18 protein-coding genes are annotated in these 17,527 nt (G+C 66.8%); 12 read left to right on the top strand and 6 right to left on the bottom strand.

From position 1 onward, the window contains the following. Nucleotides 1–88: 88 nt before the first annotated feature. From K7W41_RS04735 to K7W41_RS04725, 3 genes are all read left to right on the top strand, one after another. Nucleotides 89–1,105 carry an SDR family NAD(P)-dependent oxidoreductase gene (locus tag K7W41_RS04735; protein ID WP_224605228.1) on the top strand — a complete coding sequence of 339 codons (1,017 nt, stop codon included), beginning with the start codon at nt 89–91 and terminating at the stop codon, nt 1,103–1,105. A 155-nt stretch (nt 1,106–1,260) separates the two neighbouring features. Next, nucleotides 1,261–2,004 (top strand): SRPBCC family protein, encoded by a 744-nt coding sequence (locus K7W41_RS04730; RefSeq protein ID WP_224605227.1) that lies wholly within the window; start codon nt 1,261–1,263, stop codon nt 2,002–2,004. Between the two features lie 124 nt (nt 2,005–2,128). Then, nucleotides 2,129–3,307 carry a zinc-dependent alcohol dehydrogenase gene (locus tag K7W41_RS04725; RefSeq protein WP_224605226.1) on the top strand — a complete coding sequence of 393 codons (1,179 nt, stop codon included), beginning with the start codon at nt 2,129–2,131 and terminating at the stop codon, nt 3,305–3,307. Nucleotides 3,308–3,486: 179 nt separating this feature from the next. Here K7W41_RS04725 and K7W41_RS04720 read toward each other — a convergent pair whose 3' ends face one another. Beyond that, nucleotides 3,487–4,263 (bottom strand): type III pantothenate kinase, encoded by a 777-nt coding sequence (locus tag K7W41_RS04720; protein WP_396115083.1) that lies wholly within the window; start codon nt 4,261–4,263, stop codon nt 3,487–3,489. A gap of 151 nt (nt 4,264–4,414) precedes the next feature. On the opposite strand from K7W41_RS04720, the gene sufC reads away from it, so the two are divergent. The 8 genes from sufC (at nt 4,415) to K7W41_RS04680 (ending at nt 9,936) form a co-directional block, all read left to right on the top strand. Continuing rightward, the gene (gene sufC, locus K7W41_RS04715) at nt 4,415–5,170 is read left to right on the top strand and encodes a Fe-S cluster assembly ATPase SufC (protein ID WP_224605224.1); all 756 of its coding nucleotides are present in this window, start codon (nt 4,415–4,417) and stop codon (nt 5,168–5,170) included. A gap of 103 nt (nt 5,171–5,273) precedes the next feature. Continuing rightward, on the top strand, nt 5,274–5,519 hold the full coding sequence (locus K7W41_RS04710; RefSeq protein WP_224605223.1) for a DUF4377 domain-containing protein: 246 nt from the start codon (nt 5,274–5,276) through the stop codon (nt 5,517–5,519). 33 nt (nt 5,520–5,552) lie between these two features. Next, a complete protein-coding gene (gene sufB, locus K7W41_RS04705; protein ID WP_224605222.1) occupies nt 5,553–6,959 on the top strand; it encodes a Fe-S cluster assembly protein SufB in 1,407 nt (468 codons plus the stop codon). Between the two features lie 5 nt (nt 6,960–6,964). Continuing rightward, a complete protein-coding gene (locus tag K7W41_RS04700) occupies nt 6,965–7,423 on the top strand; it encodes a DUF7832 domain-containing protein (RefSeq protein WP_224605221.1) in 459 nt (152 codons plus the stop codon). After that, entirely contained in the window at nt 7,420–7,632 is a 213-nt protein-coding gene (locus K7W41_RS04695; RefSeq protein WP_224605218.1) for a hypothetical protein, read from the top strand. The genes K7W41_RS04700 and K7W41_RS04695 overlap by 4 nt, the downstream gene beginning before the upstream one ends. Further along, nucleotides 7,629–8,081 (top strand): hypothetical protein, encoded by a 453-nt coding sequence (locus K7W41_RS04690; protein ID WP_224605214.1) that lies wholly within the window; start codon nt 7,629–7,631, stop codon nt 8,079–8,081. Before K7W41_RS04695 ends, K7W41_RS04690 begins: the two co-directional genes overlap by 4 nt. A gap of 9 nt (nt 8,082–8,090) precedes the next feature. Further along, nucleotides 8,091–9,443, top strand: a complete 1,353-nt coding sequence (gene sufD, locus K7W41_RS04685) for a Fe-S cluster assembly protein SufD (protein WP_224605212.1) — start codon at nt 8,091–8,093, stop codon at nt 9,441–9,443. 313 nt (nt 9,444–9,756) lie between these two features. Beyond that, nucleotides 9,757–9,936, top strand: coding sequence for a hypothetical protein (locus K7W41_RS04680; protein WP_224605211.1), 180 nt, complete (start codon nt 9,757–9,759; stop codon nt 9,934–9,936). A gap of 72 nt (nt 9,937–10,008) precedes the next feature. On the opposite strand, the gene K7W41_RS04675 is transcribed toward K7W41_RS04680, so the two are convergent. The 4 genes from K7W41_RS04675 to K7W41_RS04660 form a co-directional block, all read right to left on the bottom strand. After that, complete coding sequence (locus K7W41_RS04675; RefSeq protein ID WP_224605210.1) at nt 10,009–11,142, bottom strand: tetratricopeptide repeat protein; 1,134 nt, start codon at nt 11,140–11,142, stop codon at nt 10,009–10,011. A gap of 135 nt (nt 11,143–11,277) precedes the next feature. Continuing rightward, the gene (locus tag K7W41_RS04670) at nt 11,278–11,694 is read right to left on the bottom strand and encodes a pyridoxamine 5'-phosphate oxidase family protein (RefSeq protein ID WP_224605208.1); all 417 of its coding nucleotides are present in this window, start codon (nt 11,692–11,694) and stop codon (nt 11,278–11,280) included. Between the two features lie 92 nt (nt 11,695–11,786). After that, entirely contained in the window at nt 11,787–13,724 is a 1,938-nt protein-coding gene (locus tag K7W41_RS04665) for an alpha-amylase family protein (protein ID WP_224605207.1), read from the bottom strand. 48 nt (nt 13,725–13,772) lie between these two features. Beyond that, nucleotides 13,773–14,243 carry an NADAR family protein gene (locus tag K7W41_RS04660; RefSeq protein WP_224605206.1) on the bottom strand — a complete coding sequence of 157 codons (471 nt, stop codon included), beginning with the start codon at nt 14,241–14,243 and terminating at the stop codon, nt 13,773–13,775. Nucleotides 14,244–14,354: 111 nt separating this feature from the next. Between K7W41_RS04660 and proS the strand changes: the two genes are divergently transcribed. Then, on the top strand, nt 14,355–15,839 hold the full coding sequence (gene proS, locus K7W41_RS04655; RefSeq protein WP_224605204.1) for a proline--tRNA ligase: 1,485 nt from the start codon (nt 14,355–14,357) through the stop codon (nt 15,837–15,839). A gap of 230 nt (nt 15,840–16,069) precedes the next feature. Here proS and K7W41_RS04650 read toward each other — a convergent pair whose 3' ends face one another. Next, nucleotides 16,070–17,527, bottom strand: coding sequence for an NADH-quinone oxidoreductase subunit N (locus K7W41_RS04650; RefSeq protein WP_224605202.1), 1,458 nt, complete (start codon nt 17,525–17,527; stop codon nt 16,070–16,072).

Below are 17,527 nucleotides of genomic sequence, written 5' to 3'. Positions count from 1 at the left end.
CACGTCCCTACCCTCACCCTCTCTGGCCCCATTGCGGTCCTCTTCATGCTTGGGCTTGGTGGGGGCCACGCGCCCACACAATGCCCCTATGCGAATCCCGAAACGACTGCTGGTGCTGGGGGCCGCAGGTGCCCTCGCCGCGCGGCGCGCCCTGAAAGCCCCCTACGACCTGAGTGGCAAGGCCGTGTTGATCACGGGCGGCTCTCGCGGGCTGGGGCTGGCGCTGGCCCAGGAATTCCTGAACCGGGGCGCCCGCGTGACCCTGATGGCCCGCACCGAGGCCGACCTGAAAAGGGCCCAGGCGCGCCTGAACGCCGGCGACCGCGTGAGCACTGTCACGGGCAACGTGGCGGTGCCCGAGGACGCCGCGCGGGCGGTACAGGCCACCGTGCAGGCCCACGGGCGCCTGGACGTGCTGGTGAACAACGCCGGCATTATTCAACTGGGGCCGGTGGCCAACGCCACCGAAGAAGATTTCCGCACCGCCATGGAGGTCAACGCCTTTGGGCCGCTGCGCCTGATCCGCGCGGCACTGCCCCACCTGCGCGGCGGCGGCCGGGTGCTGATCGTGTCCTCGCTGGGGGGCAAGGTGGCGATTCCGCACCTCACGCCCTACGTGATGAGCAAATTCGCCTCGGCCGGGCTGGGGCAGGCGCTGCGCGCCGAACTCGCGCCTGAAGGGGTGTCGGTGACCACGGTGTTGCCCGGCCTGATGCGCACCGGCAGCCCCATGCACGCCCCCGTCAAGGGGCAGTACACCAAGGAGTACGCTCTGTTTGCCAACCTCGCGGCCTCGCCGCTGCTGTCGCTGGACGCCCACGAGGCCGCGCGGCGCATTGTGAACGCCCTGGTGCGCGGGGACGTGGAGGCCATGATCGGCGGCCCGGCCCTGCTGCTGCGCACCGCCCAGGCCCTGGCCCCGCAGCTGACCGCCGACCTGCTGCGGCTGGGCCACCGGGCGCTGCCGGGCCCGGGGTCCAGCGACGGCATGGTGGAAGGCCGCGCGGTGGAAAGTGCCCTGACCCGCGCCAACCCCATCAAGCGCGGGGCCGAAGAGGAATTTAACCAGCGCGGCTCGCACGGGGCGGGCACCGATCTGAACTGATGAGCGGCCTCTTCTTGACCCCGCTGTCATAAAGGCGCCCAAAACGGCCCGCCCTCTTTACCTGCCAGTCACACAGTAAGGCGGGGCGCACTTCGGGCCCAGCGCGCCCGGTTGACTGCCCACACCGACAGGGCCCACAGCCCGCAGGAGGCGCCATGACACAGGACGATCAAGCCCGAACGACCGATGCCCCGCCCGCCGACGCCCCCAGCACCGGCGCCCACATGCCCCCCCTGGAACGGTCCGTGGTGGGCAGCGTAGGCGTGGCCCTGATGGGCGCGGGCCTGCGCAGCGCCCGCCCGCTGCAAAAGCTGGTGCTGGGCACCGTGGGCGCGGGTCTGGCGGCGATGGCCGCCACCGGCCGCAACCCCATTGCCACCGCCCTGAAAATCCGCCAGAGCCAGGACGGCGAGGTGCTGGTGGGCGACGCCGTGACGGTTGGCCGCCCGGCCGCCGAGCTGTACGCCATCTGGCGGCAGCTGGAGAACCTGCCGCAGCTCATGACGCACCTGCAGCGCGTGGAGGTGCTGGACGAGAAGCGGTCCCGCTGGACGGTCAAGGCCCCCACGGGCGAGGTGAGCTGGGACGCCGAGATCACCGCCGACGAGCCGGGCCGCCGCATCGCGTGGCAGTCCCTGCCGGGCGCGGCCGTCGAAAACCACGGCGAGGTGCTGTTCCGGCCCGCCCCGGGCAACCGCGGCACCGAAGTCGTGGTGCGCCTGGCCTACCGGCCCCCCGCCGGCACCGCCGGGGCCATCGTGGCCCGCCTGACCGGCGAGGAACCCGCCCAGCAGCTGCGCAGCGACCTGATGCGCTTCAAACGGGAACAGGAAACGGGGCACGCGCCCACCACCGAAGGACAGACGAGCGGCCGCGCCGCCAAGGGCGGCGAGGCATGAGGCGGCGCCGCTCTGCTTCCAGCGTCCGGGGGACAACCCACCCCCAGGTGCCTGCATCGCCGCAGCGCAGCCTTTTCTCCTTCTCGTTTCACTCGGGCTCGCTTGAAGCTCACCGGAGGTCCATGTGAAAGCCATTGTCTGGCAGGGCACGAACAAGATTGGCGTCGAGACGGTGCCGGACCCCACACTGCTGCTGCCCACCGACGCCATCGTCAAGATCACCTCCACGGCCATCTGCGGCTCGGACCTGCACCTGCTGGACGGTTTTATTCCCAGCATGGAAAAGGGCGACATCCTGGGCCACGAGTTCATGGGCGAAGTCGTCGAGGTCGGCCGCGAGGTGAAGAAACTCAAGGTGGGCGACCGCGTGGTGGTGCCCTTCAACATTGCCTGCGGGGTGTGCGACCCGTGCCGGCGCGGGCTGTTCAGCGCCTGCGACAACTCCAACCCCAACCACCGCATGACCGAAGCCATGTATGGCGGGGTCAGCGGCGGGGGCCTGTTTGGGTACTCGCACATGTACGGCGGCTACGCGGGCGGACAGGCGCAATACGTGCGGGTGCCGTTTGCAGACGTGAACCCACACAAGATCGAAACCGACCTGAGCGACGAGCAGGTGCTGTTCCTGACGGACATCTTCCCCACCGGCTACCAGGCCGCCGAGCAGTGCGGGATTATCCCGGGGCGCGACGTGGTGGCCGTGTTTGGCGCCGGCCCCGTGGGGCAGTTTGCCGCACGCAGCGCGCAGCTGCTGGGGGCCGCCCACGTCATCGTGATTGACCGCGTGCCCGAGCGCCTGGCGATGGCCGAGGCCGCTGGCTGCCAGACCATCAACTACGAGCAGGATGACGTGCTGGTGGCCCTGCGTGAAGCCACGGGCGGGCGCGGCCCCGACCACGTGATTGACGCGGTGGGCATGGAGGCCCACGGGCACGGCCCTGGCGCCCTGGTCGACACAGCCAAGCAGCGCCTGCGCCTGACCTTTGACCGCATCACGGCGCTGCGCTGGGCGCTGCTGAGTTGTGCCAAGGGCGGCACGGTCAGCATGCCCGGCGTGTACGGCGGCCTGATTGACAAGGTGCCGATGGGCGCCGCCTTCGCCAAGGGCCTGACCTTCAAGATGGGCCAGACCCACACGCACCGCTACGTGCTGCCGCTGCTGGCCCGCATTGAAGCGCGCCAGATTGACCCCAGCTTCGTCATTACCCACCGCGCCTCGCTGGATCAGGCCCCGGACCTGTACAAGACCTTCCGCGACAAGCAGGGCGGCTGTATCAAGGTGGTGCTGAATCCCTGGGCGTAGGGGGTGACGGGGGATGGTGGATGGGTGATGGAGGGGGGCCTGGGGGCCAGGGTTGAGGGTCGAGGCGTCGAGAGGTCAGGGGGTCGAGCACCCCTGATCTTCTCGACGCCTCGACTTTGAGACTGCTTGACTGACCCGACGGGGGCCAGGACGCCGCCTTCCGCACCTCCCAGGCGCGCCTACCGACTGGCCCAGAGTTCCACCAGACCGCGCAGGGTCAGCGTGTCGTCGTAGTGGTCGATTTCGCGGCACAGGCCTTCTACGGTGCGGGCGAAGCCGCCGGTGGCCACGGCCACAGCGGGGCCGGGCAGTTCGGCGCGGATGCGGCGCAGCAGGCCGTCCACCATCTCGGCGTAGCCGTAGACCAGCCCCGACTGCAGGGCGTGGGTGGTGTTCTTGCCAATGGCACTCTTTGGCGCTTCCAGGGCAATGCGCGGCAGCTTGGCGGCGCGGGCGAACAGGGCGTCGGCGCTGACCTGCGCGCCAGTGGCCAGCACCCCGCCGATAAAGCGGCGGCCCCGGCCGATCACGTCAAAGTTCGTGGAGGTGCCAAAGTCCACCACCACGGCGTATTCGTGCTGCCGAAGGTACTTTTCCGCCCCGAACAGGTTGCACAGGCGGTCGGCGCCCACCGCGTCGGGAATGTCCAGTTCCACCTGCACGTCGGGCAGGTTGGTGGCACTCACCTCGAAGGGCTGAATGCCGAAGTGGCGCTGCAGGGCCAGCGCGAGGTTCTGCCCCACGGGCGGCGCCACGCTGCTCAGCACAGCGGCGTGGGGGGGCGCCGCGCCAGCCAGCGAGAACAGCCCCTGAAGTTGCAGCGCCAGATCATCGGGCAGCATGTCGCGGTTGGTGCGCACCCGCCAGGTGTGGGTCAGGGTGAGCGTTTCATCGGCCAGGCCCAGCACAGTGCTGGTGTTGCCAATGTCCACGGCCAGGAGGGGAAAAGCAGGCACGCCCGGCATTGTACGGCGCGCCTGGAAAGCCCTGCGGCAGCGGCCCGGCAATCCCCAGCACTTCACTCGACTTTAGGGGCCTGGGCGGGTAAAATAACACGGTAAGTAGGAATCATTCCTAACAAAATCCAGTGATTCCCGAAGGAGCCTCATGACCCACCAGCTCGAAATCCGCAACCTGCACGCTTCCGTCGGTGATCAGCCCATCCTCAGGGGCATTAACCTGACTGTTCCCCGGGGTGAACTGCACGCCATCATGGGGCCGAACGGCAACGGCAAGAGCACCCTGGCCAAAGTGATCGTAGGCGACCCCGAATACACCGTCACCGAAGGCGAAATTCTGGTGGACGGCGAGAACATTCTGGAGATGGAGCCCGACGAGCGCGCCCGCCTGGGCGTCTTCCTGGCCTTCCAGTACCCCGTGGAAATCCCCGGTGTGACCATCGCCAACTTCCTGCGACTGGCCATGCAGGCCCGCAAGCCTGAAGGCGAGGAAGTGGGCTTTGCCGAGTTCTACGGCAAGCTGCAGAGCGCCCTGAAAACCCTGGACTGGGACGAGAGCATCGTGGAGCGCTACCTGAACGCCGGCTTTTCCGGCGGCGAGAAGAAGCGCAACGAGATTCTGCAGATGCTGATGCTGGACCCCAACTACATCATCATGGACGAAACCGACAGCGGCCTGGACGTGGACGCACTGAAGATTGTCGCCAAGGGCGTGAACTCCATGCGCGGCGAGAACCTCGGCGGCCTGATCATCACCCACTACCAACGCCTGCTGGACTACATCACTCCAGACAAGGTGCACATCATCGTGAACGGCCGCGTCGTGCAGACTGGCGGCCCCGAACTCGCCAAGAAGCTCGACACCGAAGGCTACGACTGGGTCAAGGAACTGGCGACGGCGTAAAGCGATGAACAGACGGCGTCTTTTGCTGGCAGCGGTGCTGGGTGCCCCTGTGATGAGCAGTTGCAACCTCTTTCGGGCGCCAACCACAGTGGTGGAGTATCAAGTGGCGCCCAACACGGTTCTGTGTGACGCGGGTCGCAACGACATCTGCCTGATCGTGAAACGGGGCAGCGCTGCCACCTGGAGCCTTTTTCCAGACGGAAGAATCAGCGGCTACACCCACGAGCAAGGTTTCCGCTACCGCCTGAGTGTTGAAGAACAATTCCGGGCGCCAGTCACTCTGATGGGGCTCAAGGAAGTCTTGGAAAAGACGCCAGACAGCGGCACGTATACGCCCGGAAGCCCATAAGTCCCTCTTGTTAGCCTCTCCCAAGGAGACCTCATGACTGTCAATCCTGAAGCGGCTTCCATTGCCAACACCTACGAATACGGCTGGAGCAACCCCGAACGGTACGCGATCAAGGCCCCCAAAGGCCTGAGCCGCGACGTGGTCGAGATGATCTCCAAGGCCAAGGACGAGCCCCAGTGGATGCTGGATTTTCGCCTGAAGGCCCTGGACATCTTCCTGAGCAAGCCCATGCCCGAATGGGGCGCGGATCTCTCGGGCCTGAACCTCGACGAGATCTACTACTACATCAAGCCCGAAGGCTTTAACGCCCGCTCCTGGGACGACGTGCCTCAGGACGTCAAGGAAACCTTCGAGCGCCTGGGCATTCCCGAAGCCGAGCGCGCCGCGCTGGCCGGCGTGGGCGCCCAGTACGAGAGCGAGATGGTGTACCACAACCTCAAAGAGGAATGGGAAAAGCTGGGCGTGGTGTTCCTGTCCATCGAGGACGGCCTGAAGGAATACCCCGAGCTGTTCCGCGAGCACTTCGCCACCATCGTGCCGCCCGAGGACAACAAGTTCGCCGCCATCAATTCCGCCGTGTGGTCGGGTGGCTCGTTCGTGTACATCCCCAAGGGCGTCAAGGTGGACATTCCGCTGCAGACCTACTTCCGCATCAACGCGGAAAGCAGCGGGCAGTTCGAGCGCACCCTGATCATCGTGGATGAAGGCGCGCAGGCCCACTACATCGAAGGCTGCACCGCCCCGGCGTACTCCAGCGACTCGTTCCACTCCGGCGTGATCGAGATTGTGGTGAAAGAGGGCGCGCGCTTCCGCTACTCCACCATTCAGAACTGGAGCCACAACGTTTACAACCTCGTGACCCAGCGCGCCGCCGTGTACGGCAATGGCGTGATGGAATGGGTGGACGGCAACCTGGGCTCCAAGGTCACCATGAAGTACCCCGCCTGCTACCTGCTGGAAGAAGGCGCGCGTGGCGAGGTGCTCTCCATCGCCATGGCCGGCCGCGGCCAGCACCAGGACGCGGGTGCCAAGATCGTTCACTTTGCGCCGCACACCTCGGGGACCATCGTGTCCAAGAGCATTTCCAAGGACAGTGGCCGCAGCAGTTACCGGGGTCTGGTCAAGATCTACGAAGGCGCCAGGGGCTCCAAGACCAACGTGGAATGCGACGCCCTGCTGCTGGACGAGGAAGCCCGCACCGACACCTACCCCTACATTGAAATCGAGGAAAAGGACGCTTCTGTGGGCCACGAAGCGACCGTCTCCAAGATCAACGACGACCAGATTCTGTACCTGCAAAGCCGTGGCCTGAGCGAGGACGAGGCCGCTGGCCTGATCGTGCGCGGCTTCATTGAGCCGATTGCCAAGGAACTGCCGCTGGAATACGCGGTGGAACTGAACCGCCTGATCGAACTGGAAATGGAAGGCTCGGTCGGCTAAACGGCGTGGACAGAGGCATCTGCTACGACAAGGCCAAGTGGCACTATGACGGCGATTTCCCGCCGGAGTTGCCGCCGTCGCAGGGGTTTGTCCACACCGGCATGTTTCTCAGCTGGCTGGCAAGCCGTGACCTTCTGGCAGATGCCCTGTCCGCCGACGCCGAGGCCATCCGGACGCGGCAGCACACAGGCGCCCAGGTGTTTCAGCGCTGGGTGGGGGTGCTTACCAGCGACATGCTGACGGCAGAGGGCAATGCCTTTGCCCGGCACTACTACGCCTCAGAAGCGGGCGCTGGCGAGTACCTCCACGACTACTTCAACCTGTTCGACGACCTGCCGTCTGTTTACCATGTGCCCGACACCTGGGAAAACGCCGCGCAGGTGTTGGCCGTGATGGATGAGCGCTACGCCGAATGGCAGGCTGGGCGCTCAGATGCTCAATCCAGCGGGAGGGGTGAAGAATGACGGCTCCAAAAGAACTCCACGACCGCATTGACCGCCTGTCACCTGAAGGCGTGCAGGCCCTGCAAACCTTTCTAGAGCGGCAGGAACATGTGGAGCGTCAGATGGCCGCACTTCACGCCTTCGCCTCGGACTGGACGCCAGACGAGCAGGTAGCCTGGGAAGAAGGCACCCAGCGTCGGCCGTGGCACAGTCCACGAGGTGCCAGATGACGGAACATACGCCCGAGTTTCATGAGGCCTTGGAGCGCGTTGGCGTTATTGCTCAGCTGTTCGACCAGGGCGTGCCCTATGACGAGGTTCAGGAGAAAGCCGTCCTTCAAGGCCTGTCCCAGGAGCAAGCAGCTCTGGCGTTCCATTTCCTGTGCGAAGCCTGTGGGTACGTCTTTGCCAAGGAGCTGGGCATTCACATGGCCGACACCTTGATCCTCAAGAGCGATCAGCGGGAACAAGAGCTACGGATAGACGACAGTGACGATTTCCAGGCCGCTTACTACCTGGCCTATAACCTGCGGCATGGCGGCAGAAACGACCTCTTTGCCACACTGGTTCAGCCATCCTCTATCAGTCATACGATCAACAACGCGATGAACAGCGACCCAAATCTGAAATTGACCGACCTGGCGGGAGCGCAATTTTCGCCACTGGTGGTCTGGTTTTAAGGAGGCCCAATGACCCAATTCACCGAACAACTGGCCGCGCACAGCGGCCCCGAGTGGCTCACCGCCAAGCGCCAGGAGTCGCTGGACCTGTTCAACACCCTGCCAGTGCCCACCGAAAGCGTCGAAGCCTGGAAGTACACGCAGGTGGATGTGGACTTCGCCGCCCTGCGCCCCCATGGCAAGCGCAACGTGGTCACCGATGTCTCGGCCCTGCCGGAGAGCGTGCAGCAGCGCCTGACCGGGACCGACGTGGGCGCCTTTCTGGTGCTGGACGGCCCGGACGTGGTGTACCGCACTGAACTGCCTGCCGAGCTGACCGAAAAGGGCGTGATCTTCACCGACCTGAAGACGGCCGTGGAGCAGCACGCGGACAAGGTGCAGCAGTACCTCTACTCCGTGGTGCCGGCCGAAGTGCCCGACGACACCACCATTGCGGCCCCCGGCACCACGCCCAGCAAGAGCCCCGACCCCAGCGAGGGCAAGTTCTCCGCGCTGGCGGCGGCCCTGTGGACGAACGGTGCGTTTGTGTACGTGCCGCGCGGCGTGGAAGTTGAATTGCCCCTGGGCTCCTTCCGCGTGATGAGCGAGGCGGGCACCTACACCGCCACCCGCACGCTGGTCGTGGCCGAGGCCAACGCGCAGGTCACCTTTATTGACGAGCAGGCCAGTGGCGACCTGCCCGGCACCTACGCAATTGGCGCGGTGGAACTGGTCGTCAAGGACGGCGCCCGCGTGCGTTACGTCTCCATTCAGAACTGGGGCGAGGGCGTGACCCATATTCAGCGCCAGCGCGGCGATGTGGAACGCGACGCGACCCTGAACAGCCTCGTGGTGACAATGGGCGGCACCCTCTCGCGCACCGAGATGCAGAGCTACCTGCGCGGCCAGGGCGCCGACAGCGAGATGCTGGCACTGTACTTTGCCAACGAGGACCAGCACTTCGACCACTACACGCTGCAGCACCACGCCGCCGCGCACGCCCACAGCGACCTGCTGTACAAGGGCGTGAACGCCGACGCCAGCGTGGGCGTGTTCTCCGGCATGATCAAGGTGGACCTGGGCGCCCAGAAGACCGACGCCTACCAGAAGCACCGCACCCTGATGCTCAGCAGCGAGGCGCGCAACTACTCGGTGCCGCAGCTGGAAATCAACGCCAACGACGTGCGCTGCAGCCACGGCAGCACCACCAGCCCGGTGGACCAGGAAGCCCTGTTCTTCCTGCGCTCGCGCGGCATCAGCAAGGAAACCGCGGAGAAGATGCTCGTCACGGCCTTCCTGGAAGACGTGCTGGGCCGCGTGCCGCTCTCCAGCGTGGTGAAGTACATCGAAGGCATCATCGCCAAGAAGGTGGGCGCGGTTTAACCGTCCCAGCTTGTCCGAGGCCAGTCTTGACCGGAGGCTGGCCTCTGCTGTTTCCTCCTGGGGGATGGACCCGAGGTTGCACCTTGAGGCTTTTGACGAGGGCGGCGAAGTCACTGGCTTTGCCCTGGTGCGGGAAAGTGTCTTGCCCAGCAGCAGGGCGGCCGAGTTTCAGTGGGACTCTACGCCGGCACAGGTGGACTGGTGCCCGGCAGTGGTGCTCAGGCGCATTGCCGCCTGAGCGTCCGCCTACGAACTGCGGGGGCTGGGCAAACTGGGACTTGGCCTGTGCAGCACCAAGTTTCCCGCAGAGCAGATGGGCCTCCTCGCAGAGGAATGTGTGTTTCTGCAGCAGCTGGTCAACGATCAGGCGGTGCAGGCGGTGTGCGCGCAGCTTATGGCCCTGACCACCCAGGGAGAGCGTCATCGGTCCCACCCTGACCGCCTGTGGCGGCTGATTGACCGCTCTGATGGCGAACCCGTGGACGAAGCCTGAGCCCGGGAGCCTTTGCTGCTCAGGCGGCCAGCGGTTAGCTCCTGCGGAGACTGGCCGCTGTTCTGTGCGGCGTCACCATTTACTGCCGCCCGCATTGCCACTGCTGGACCCACTACCGCTGCTCCAGCTGTCCCGCTCGGTGCTGTTGAGGCTCGAAGGGCTGTCGCGGCGGCTTTCCCATGCCCCACCCCGGGCAAGCTGCTGCTGGTACGCCGCGTAGGCCTCGTCGCTCTGCGCGGCGGCCAGCAGCTGGCCGTAAAGCGTGTTCAGCAGCTGCGGGTCCAGGGCGCCGGCCTGGGCCCGTTCGTACCATTCATCCACCTGCGCGGCCAGCGCTTGCAGGCGGGTGCGCCGCTGCCGCTCCTCGGGGGTGGTGGCCGGGATGTTCAGCTCCCGGGCCAGCTGCGTCTGCAGCCGGGCCGCCTCCGCCGTCGCCGCCGCGATCTGTGCCTTGCGCCGCGCGGCCTGCTCTTTGCCCTGGCGGGTCGCCTTCCACATCGTTCGCCCCAGCACCCCCGCCACCACGATCCACGTCAGGTATTCCCAGGGCGAGGTTGGGTCGGGGGTGATGACCGGGCCAGCCACCTGCGGGGGCTGACCGCTCCCCAGCGCCCGCTCCAGTGACGCCAGCGACTGCGGATCGGCAAACGGCAGCGCCGGCGCCAGGGCCCGCGCCTGGGCCAGCGCGGCGCGCGAGGCGTCCCAGCGCTGGGCCAGGGCCTCGGTCATGGCCAGCAGGTAGTACGCCTTGGGGTCATCCCCCTGGGCCAGCAGGACGTCGGCGAGCAGGCCGCGCGCGGCGGGCTGGTCACGCAGCATCACGGCTTCAATGTCGCCCGGCGCCTCAAAGGGCACCGCGAGGGCCTGCTCGGTCCACTGTGGCAGCGCCTCGGCCCGTTTCAGGGTGGCGCGGGCGGTGCCCAGGTCGCCCTGGCGGGCCTGGATCCGCGCCAGCATCAGCAGGGACCGCGCGGACTCCGGGTGGGCGGCCAGCGCCGCGCGGGTCGCGGCCTCGGCTTCACCCAAACGGCCCTCATTCATCAGGGCGATCACGGCGTCGGGGGTCAGCAGCGTCTCGGCCACCAGCCGCAAGGTTGGCTGCGCCGAGGCCGGGGCGGCCAGCCTCGCCTGCGCGCCGGGCGCCAGGGTGGCCGGCGCCAGCAACAGCAGGGTCAGGGCAGCCGCGTGCAGGGGGGAAGGGACCACGCTGCGCACTCTAGGGAAGCGGGCCGGGTGAGCGGTGACCGTGCCCTGGGGGCAAGGGGGGCGGCGCGGCCCGGTGGACGGCCCCCCCCTGCGGAACAGCCCGCCTGAACCCCGCGCGCCGCAGTCCAGACGTGGTTACAGCTCGATCTTGCCGTCGTCCTCGCCCCACCACTGAATGCGCTTGGCGTCCACCACCAGCATCACCAGCCCTTCGGTGTCCAGGCCGTCTTTGAACCACTGTTCCAGCTCTGCGTGCCAGTGGTCTTTCATCACGCGGCGGTCGTGCAGCACGCGGGCGTGGCCCTGCACCGCCACGAACAGAAACCCCTGCTCGGCCTTGAAATTCAGCATGACGTGGCTGTTCTTCTCGATGTCGCGGGCGGCGCGCGAATCGGCCCAGGTAAAAAAGTAGCTGGTGCCGTCGTATTCCACCTCGCCGTTGTTGCTCATGGGGCGCGAGGCCAGCTGGCCGTGGGCGCTCACCGTGGTGAGCAGGCAGTAGTCCATGCCGCGCATCTTCTGGGCCAGGGCTTTCAGGGAAGAGGTCGCCATACCCGATGGTAGGGGGCGGGCCCCGGCCGGCGGACCAGTCCCTGTTGAGCTTTCGGTCATGCCGGGCCCACCGGCCCCGTCCATGCCTACGCCTATGGCGCCTGGGTCAGCCACAGGGCGCGGTAGGGGTCCAGCACCACGGGCGCGTGCCCGAAGGTAAAGGCGCTGCCCGCCAGATGGTCCAGCGCGTGTTCACCCAGATGCTCGCGCAGGGCGCTGGCCGGCAGGTGAATGGTGTGTTCGCTGAAGTTGTACACGCCCACAAAGGTGCCCAGCGGATGGTCGCGGCGCAGCAGCAGCACGCAGGGGTCGGGGCTGGGCACAGGGCGGCTTTCGATGCTGGCGTGCAGGTGCGCCAATCCCTGGCGCGCGGCAATCTGGCGGCGCAGGCCCGCGTTCACGCGGCCGTGGGGGGTGCTGGCGTCGGCGGCCACGGCTTCGGCGCGGGCCCAGTCCATGCGGGGGCGGTGCACCCAGCGGTTGTCGGGGGCGTGCTCGGGCGTGGCGGCAAAATCATGGTCGTTCAGCAGCGCCAGTTCGTCGCCCATGTACAGCAGGGGCACGCCGCCAAAGCCCAGGGTGACCGCGTGCAGCAGCAGCAGGCGCCGCACCGCCAGATCAATCTGCCGGGGATCACCGGCCGCCAGCGCCGCTTCCAGGCCCGCGAGGCTGGCCGCCGAACCGCTGATGCGGCGGTCCCCGGTTTGCGGGTTGTGCTGAAAGACCAGCCCGCGCGCAAAGGTGCCCGGAAACTCGCCGCTGTAAAAGTCACTCAGAAAATGGCGGTGGGCGGGCCCCGAGAGGCCCACGCGCGCCGCGTCCAGGTCGCTGATCGCCCAGCCAATGTCGTCGTGGCAGCGCACGTACATGCCCCAGGTGGTGTTCGTGGGTTTGGGCGGAAAGGCGCGCAGGGCCGCTTCAAAGAGGCGGGTGTCGCGGCTGGCGAGGCTGCTCCACAGCTGCACCATCAGCGAGTTGTGGTAGGCCATGTCGCTCACGCGGCCGTGGTGCCCGCCGGTGCCCAGGTAATGAATCAGGTCCCCCGGCGCCACAATCGCCTCGGCCTTGAAGGCCACGGCGGGCGCGGCGATGCGCGCGCAGGCCCGCATGGCCCGGGTCAGGTGGTGCACCTCCGGCTGGTTCTGGCAGTCGGTGCCGGGGCGCTTCCACAGGAAGGCGATGGCGTCCAGGCGAAACACCTCCACCCCCCGGTTGGCAAGGTGCAGGATGATGTCCACGAATTCGCGCAGCACCGCCGGGTTGGCCCAGTTCAGGTCCCACTGGTAGGCATTAAAGGTGGTCCACACCCAGCTGCGCGCCTCCTCGTTCCAGGTGAAGTTCCCGGGGGCGAAATCCGGGAAGATTTCGGGCAGGGTGCGCTCGTAGGCGTCGGGGACGGTGCGGTCGGGAAAGAGGTGGAAGTAGTCGCGGTGGATGGGGTCGCCCGCACGGGCCTTGTGGGCCCACTCGTGTTCCTGCGCCACATGGTTGAGCACGAGGTCCAGCACCAGACTGATCCCCCGCCTCCGCAGGTCCGCCGCCAGGGCCGAGAGGTCGTCCATGCTGCCCAGGTCTTCGCGCACCGCGCGGTAATCGGCCACCGCGTAGCCGCCGTCGTTCTCGCCGGCCCGGGGCTTCAGGAGTGGCATCAGGTGCAGGTATTTCACGCCCAGCCCTTCCAGATAGGGCACGCGGGCCTGCACGCCCTTTAAAGTGCCCGCAAAGCGGTCGGCATAGGCCACGTACCCGATCATCTCGGGTTGCTGCAGCCAGTCGGGGCGCAGCAGCCGGGCCTCGTCCAGCCGTTTCAGGTCGGCGGGGCGGGTGTGGTACGCGTGCAGCAGCACTTCCAGCAGCTCGGGCAGCAGGGCCTCTGTGGCCGCCTCGCCGTACACGGCGCCCAGGCTCTCGATCAGCTCGGGGCCGTAGCGCTCCAGGCGCAGCAGAAAAGTATCGGCGTCGCGGTCATCGTCAAAGGCGCGGCGCAGCGAATCGGGGGCCAGCAGCCGCAGGGGGTCGGAAGGGGCCATGAGCACCCAGCATAAACCGGATTTGGAACTGTTTCCAAGTTCGGGTGGTCAGGCTGGTTGCAGCTCCGCCCGCACCGCCATCAGGGCCAGCCCCAGCAGGTTCTGACCCCACGCCTGCCGCGCGCCCTCTGCCTGCGTTTCTGAAAAGCCAATGCCCCAGATGCGGTCCGTGGGCGAGGCTTCCACCAATTCAGCGCCTCCCGTGGCCAGCAGCTCGGCCCGTAGCCGGGCGTTCTGACCAAATTTCAGCCGCAGCATGTCCAGAGCGACGGCGAACCGTTCGCGCGCCCAGACCTCGTCGTAGGGCGTGACCCGGCGGCCCAGTGCCTTGCACTCAGCGGGGGTGGCGGCGGCGAGAATCTGGGCCAACGTGGCTTTATCGCCAAACAGCCGGGCTTTACGGGCCATCAGGTATTGCTCGGCCCAGCGGGAGGTCACGCCCTCTTCGACAAACACGCTGGGATGAAAATTCGAGAACGGGTGAGCGGTCCGGTAGAAGGACAGCGTCTGGGGGCTCATGCCCGCCAGTCTGCCCGGCCCTCCCCTGTACCCACCTCGGTCACCTGACCTGCCCTGCCCCGCGCTTCTGGCCGATTCCGACCCTCCCTGCGCCCGGTATCATGGGGGGCGATGACGAAAGACGGCGGGAAACAGGACAAGAAGGCGGCGCAGTACGGCGTCACCCCCCAGAGCACAGACTTCAACGACTGGTACAACGAGGTCGTGAAAAAGGCCGATCTGGCCGACAACAGCCCCGTGGCGGGCGCGATGGTGGTGCGTCCCTACGGCAGCGCGCTGTGGGAAAACATCGTGCGCTGGCTGGACGACCGTTTCAAGGCCACCGGGCACGAATCGCTGGTCTTCCCCACCCTGATTCCCATGGGCTTTATCACCAAGGAAGCCGACCATGTGGAGGGCTTTGCGCCGGAACTCTTCACGGTCAGCAAGATCGGCACCGAGGAACTCAGCGAACCCTACGTGATGCGCCCCACCAGCGAAACCATCATTGGGCACATGTGGAGCGGCTGGCTGAACTCGTACCGCGACCTGCCCTTCCTGCATTACCAGTGGGGCAGCGTGTTCCGCGCCGAGCTGCGCACCAAGGCGTTCCTGCGCACCAGTGAGTTCTTCTGGCACGAAGGCCACACCGCCCACGCCAACGAACCCGAGGCCCGCGCCGAGGTGCGGCAGATGCTGGACCTGTACCACGAGTTCTGCCGCGACGTGCTGGCCCTGCCCGTGGTGCGCGGTGAGAAAACCGCCTCCGAGCGCTTTGCGGGGGCCGTGGCCACCTACTCCATTGAGGGCATGATGCGCGACGGCAAGGCGCTGCAGTCCGGCACCAGCCACTACCTGGGCCAGAACTTCAGTAAGGCCTTTGACGTGAAGTTCCAGACGCGCGAGCAAAAGGAAGAGTACGCCCACACGACCTCCTGGGCGATTTCCAGCCGCATCATCGGCGCGATCATCATGACGCACGGCGACGACTTCGGCCTGATCATGCCGCCCCGCATTGCGCCCATTCAGGTGGTCATTATTCCCGTGGGCCGCAAGGACAACTTCGACCAGATGGTGGACGAAGGCGAGAAGCTGGCCGCCGAACTGCGCGGCCTGGGCCTGAAGGTGAAGGTGGACAAGCGCGACGGCGTGACCAACGGCTTCAAGTACAACGACTGGGAACTGAAGGGCGTGCCCGTGCGCATTGAACTGGGCCCGCGCGATCTGGAGCAGGGCGTGGTCGTGGTGAAAAACCGCAACCGTGACGAGAAGGAAACCCTGGCGCGCGCCGACGCCGTGGGCGGCATGACCGCCCGCCTGGACGAGATTCACGACTGGCTGTACGGACGCGCCACCGAGTTCCTCCTGACCCGCACCCTGGTGGCCGACAGCTACGACGAGTTCAAAGACGCCATCGAGACCGGCCACTGGGTCCGCGCCTACCACTGCGCCGACGCCGCCTGCGAAAAGAGCATCAAGGACGACACCAAGGCCACCACCCGTAACGTGCCCTTGGACGACGCCGAGTTCTTCCACGAGCACGGCGAGGGCCCCTGCGTGAAATGCGGCCAGCCGGGCGCGTATGGCAAGCGCGTGATTTTCGGCCGTCAGTACTGACAAGGATTCCGGTTCATCCGTGATGGAGGAACGGGGGAAGCGGAGTGGCTGTCACGGATGATCCGGCATCCGGATGACAGCGAACCCCAGAGCCATTGAGGGTTGCCCTCAGGCCCCATCCGATACCCCTCTAGGAAGACCCCGTCAGCAGCCCCGACGCGGACTCGCTTCACCCACCCAGCACAAAGGACCGCCCCCAGTTCGGGGGCGGTCCTTGGCATCTGTGGCCCTTACCGGCCAGCCAGCAGGGTCCAGATAAAGGGCGAGGCGCCCCAGCCGTACCACAGGTTGGGCAGCAGGCCCAGCACGGTCACGCCCGCCACGCCCAGGGCCACCGCCAGGGTGGTGGCCGGGCGCTGGCCGTGGGCGTATTCGCGCGCTGGGGTGCGGTCCGGCATGAACAGCAGCATGGCCGGGCGCAGGTAGTACACCAGCGCGGCCACACTGGTCAGGGCGGCCAGCACGCTCAGCCACACGTAGCCGTTCTGGAAGGCGGCCTGGAACACCAGATACTTGCCAAAGAACCCCGCAAAGGGCGGCAGGCCCGCCAGCGAGGCGAGGCAGATGGCGAGGCAGACCGCGTAGCCCGGGTGGCGGTAGTACAGCCCGCGCAGATCGCTGATCTGGAAGCCGGCCTCGCTGCGTTGCAGGGCGGCCACCACGGCCAGGGCGGCGGCCGTCATCAGGGTGTAGACCAGCAGGTAGTAGCTGAGGGCCGCGCCGCCCATCTGCGGCGTGCCCAGCAGCGCCATCGCCAGAAAGCCCGTGTGCGCCACCGCCGAGTAGGCCAGCAGGCGCTTGAAGTTGGTCTGGCGCAGCGCGGCCAGATTCCCCACGATCAGCGTGGCGGCAATCAGGATCTGCATCACCGAGTGCCAGCCCGGGGCGTCGGCCAGGGCGCCGGCAAACACGCGCAGCATCCCCGCAAAGGCCGCCACCTTCACCACCGTACTGAGAAACAGGCTGACGCTGGTGGGCGCGCCGCCGTACACATCGGGCGTCCACTGGTGAAAGGGCGCCAGCGCCACCTTGAAGGCAAAGCCGCACAGCAGCAGCAACGCCCCGCCCACCAGAATCCCCACGTTCTGGGGCTGCAGCCCCTGCACCGAACCCACGCGCTCGGCAATGGCGGCGTAGTTCAGGCTGCCGGTGGCCCCGTACACAAAGGCCAGCCCGTAGATCAGCACGGCGCTGCCGGCGGCGCCCAGCAGGAAATACTTCAGGCCCGCTTCCTCGGCGCGGCGCGAGCCCTGCAGGGTCGCCAGCACGTAGCCCGACAGGCTCATGATCTCCAGGCCAATGAGCATCACGATCAGGTCGCCGGAAAAGGCGATCAGCAGGCAGCCGGTCACGGCGTACATCAGCATGGCGTCGAATTCGGGGAACGACACCCGGGCGCGCCACGCGGTGTCCAGCGACACCAGCAGGGTCATCAGGGTGCCCACCAGCACCACAAAGGCCAGCAGCAGCGCGGCGTTATCGGCGATCAGGCTGCCGCCGAACGCGGTCAGGCCCCGGTTCCACAGCCAGCCCAGGCTGAGGGCCGAAAACACCGTGGCGCCCAGGTTAATAAACGTCAGCGTGCGCCGGCTGACCCAGAAGCCCAGCAGGGTGCTGGAAATAGCGCCGGCCAGCACCAGCAGGATGGGCAGCAGCGGCAAAAAGGCGACATCGGGGGGCGTGAGCAT

The sequence above is a fragment of the Deinococcus multiflagellatus genome (assembly GCF_020166415.1).
GTDB lineage: Bacteria > Deinococcota > Deinococci > Deinococcales > Deinococcaceae > Deinococcus > Deinococcus multiflagellatus.
The sequence above is the reverse complement of the archived record's forward strand: the minus strand, read 5'-3'. Positions and strand labels throughout refer to the sequence as shown.

Coding starts and splice junctions, on each gene's coding strand:
- K7W41_RS04670 (WP_224605208.1), bottom strand. CDS start 11,694: ATGGCGACCTCTTCCCTGAAAGCCCTGGCCCAGAAGATGCGCGGCATG.
- K7W41_RS04660 (WP_224605206.1), bottom strand. CDS start 14,243: ATGAGCCCCCAGACGCTGTCCTTCTACCGGACCGCTCACCCGTTCTCG.
- K7W41_RS04665 (WP_224605207.1), bottom strand. CDS start 13,724: ATGGCCCCTTCCGACCCCCTGCGGCTGCTGGCCCCCGATTCGCTGCGC.
- K7W41_RS04650 (WP_224605202.1), bottom strand. CDS start 17,527: ATGCTCACGCCCCCCGATGTCGCCTTTTTGCCGCTGCTGCCCATCCTG.
- K7W41_RS04695 (WP_224605218.1), top strand. CDS start 7,420: ATGACGGCTCCAAAAGAACTCCACGACCGCATTGACCGCCTGTCACCT.
- K7W41_RS04680 (WP_224605211.1), top strand. CDS start 9,757: ATGGGCCTCCTCGCAGAGGAATGTGTGTTTCTGCAGCAGCTGGTCAAC.
- K7W41_RS04690 (WP_224605214.1), top strand. CDS start 7,629: ATGACGGAACATACGCCCGAGTTTCATGAGGCCTTGGAGCGCGTTGGC.
- sufD (WP_224605212.1), top strand. CDS start 8,091: ATGACCCAATTCACCGAACAACTGGCCGCGCACAGCGGCCCCGAGTGG.
- K7W41_RS04735 (WP_224605228.1), top strand. CDS start 89: ATGCGAATCCCGAAACGACTGCTGGTGCTGGGGGCCGCAGGTGCCCTC.
- K7W41_RS04730 (WP_224605227.1), top strand. CDS start 1,261: ATGACACAGGACGATCAAGCCCGAACGACCGATGCCCCGCCCGCCGAC.
- sufC (WP_224605224.1), top strand. CDS start 4,415: ATGACCCACCAGCTCGAAATCCGCAACCTGCACGCTTCCGTCGGTGAT.
- sufB (WP_224605222.1), top strand. CDS start 5,553: ATGACTGTCAATCCTGAAGCGGCTTCCATTGCCAACACCTACGAATAC.
- proS (WP_224605204.1), top strand. CDS start 14,355: ATGACGAAAGACGGCGGGAAACAGGACAAGAAGGCGGCGCAGTACGGC.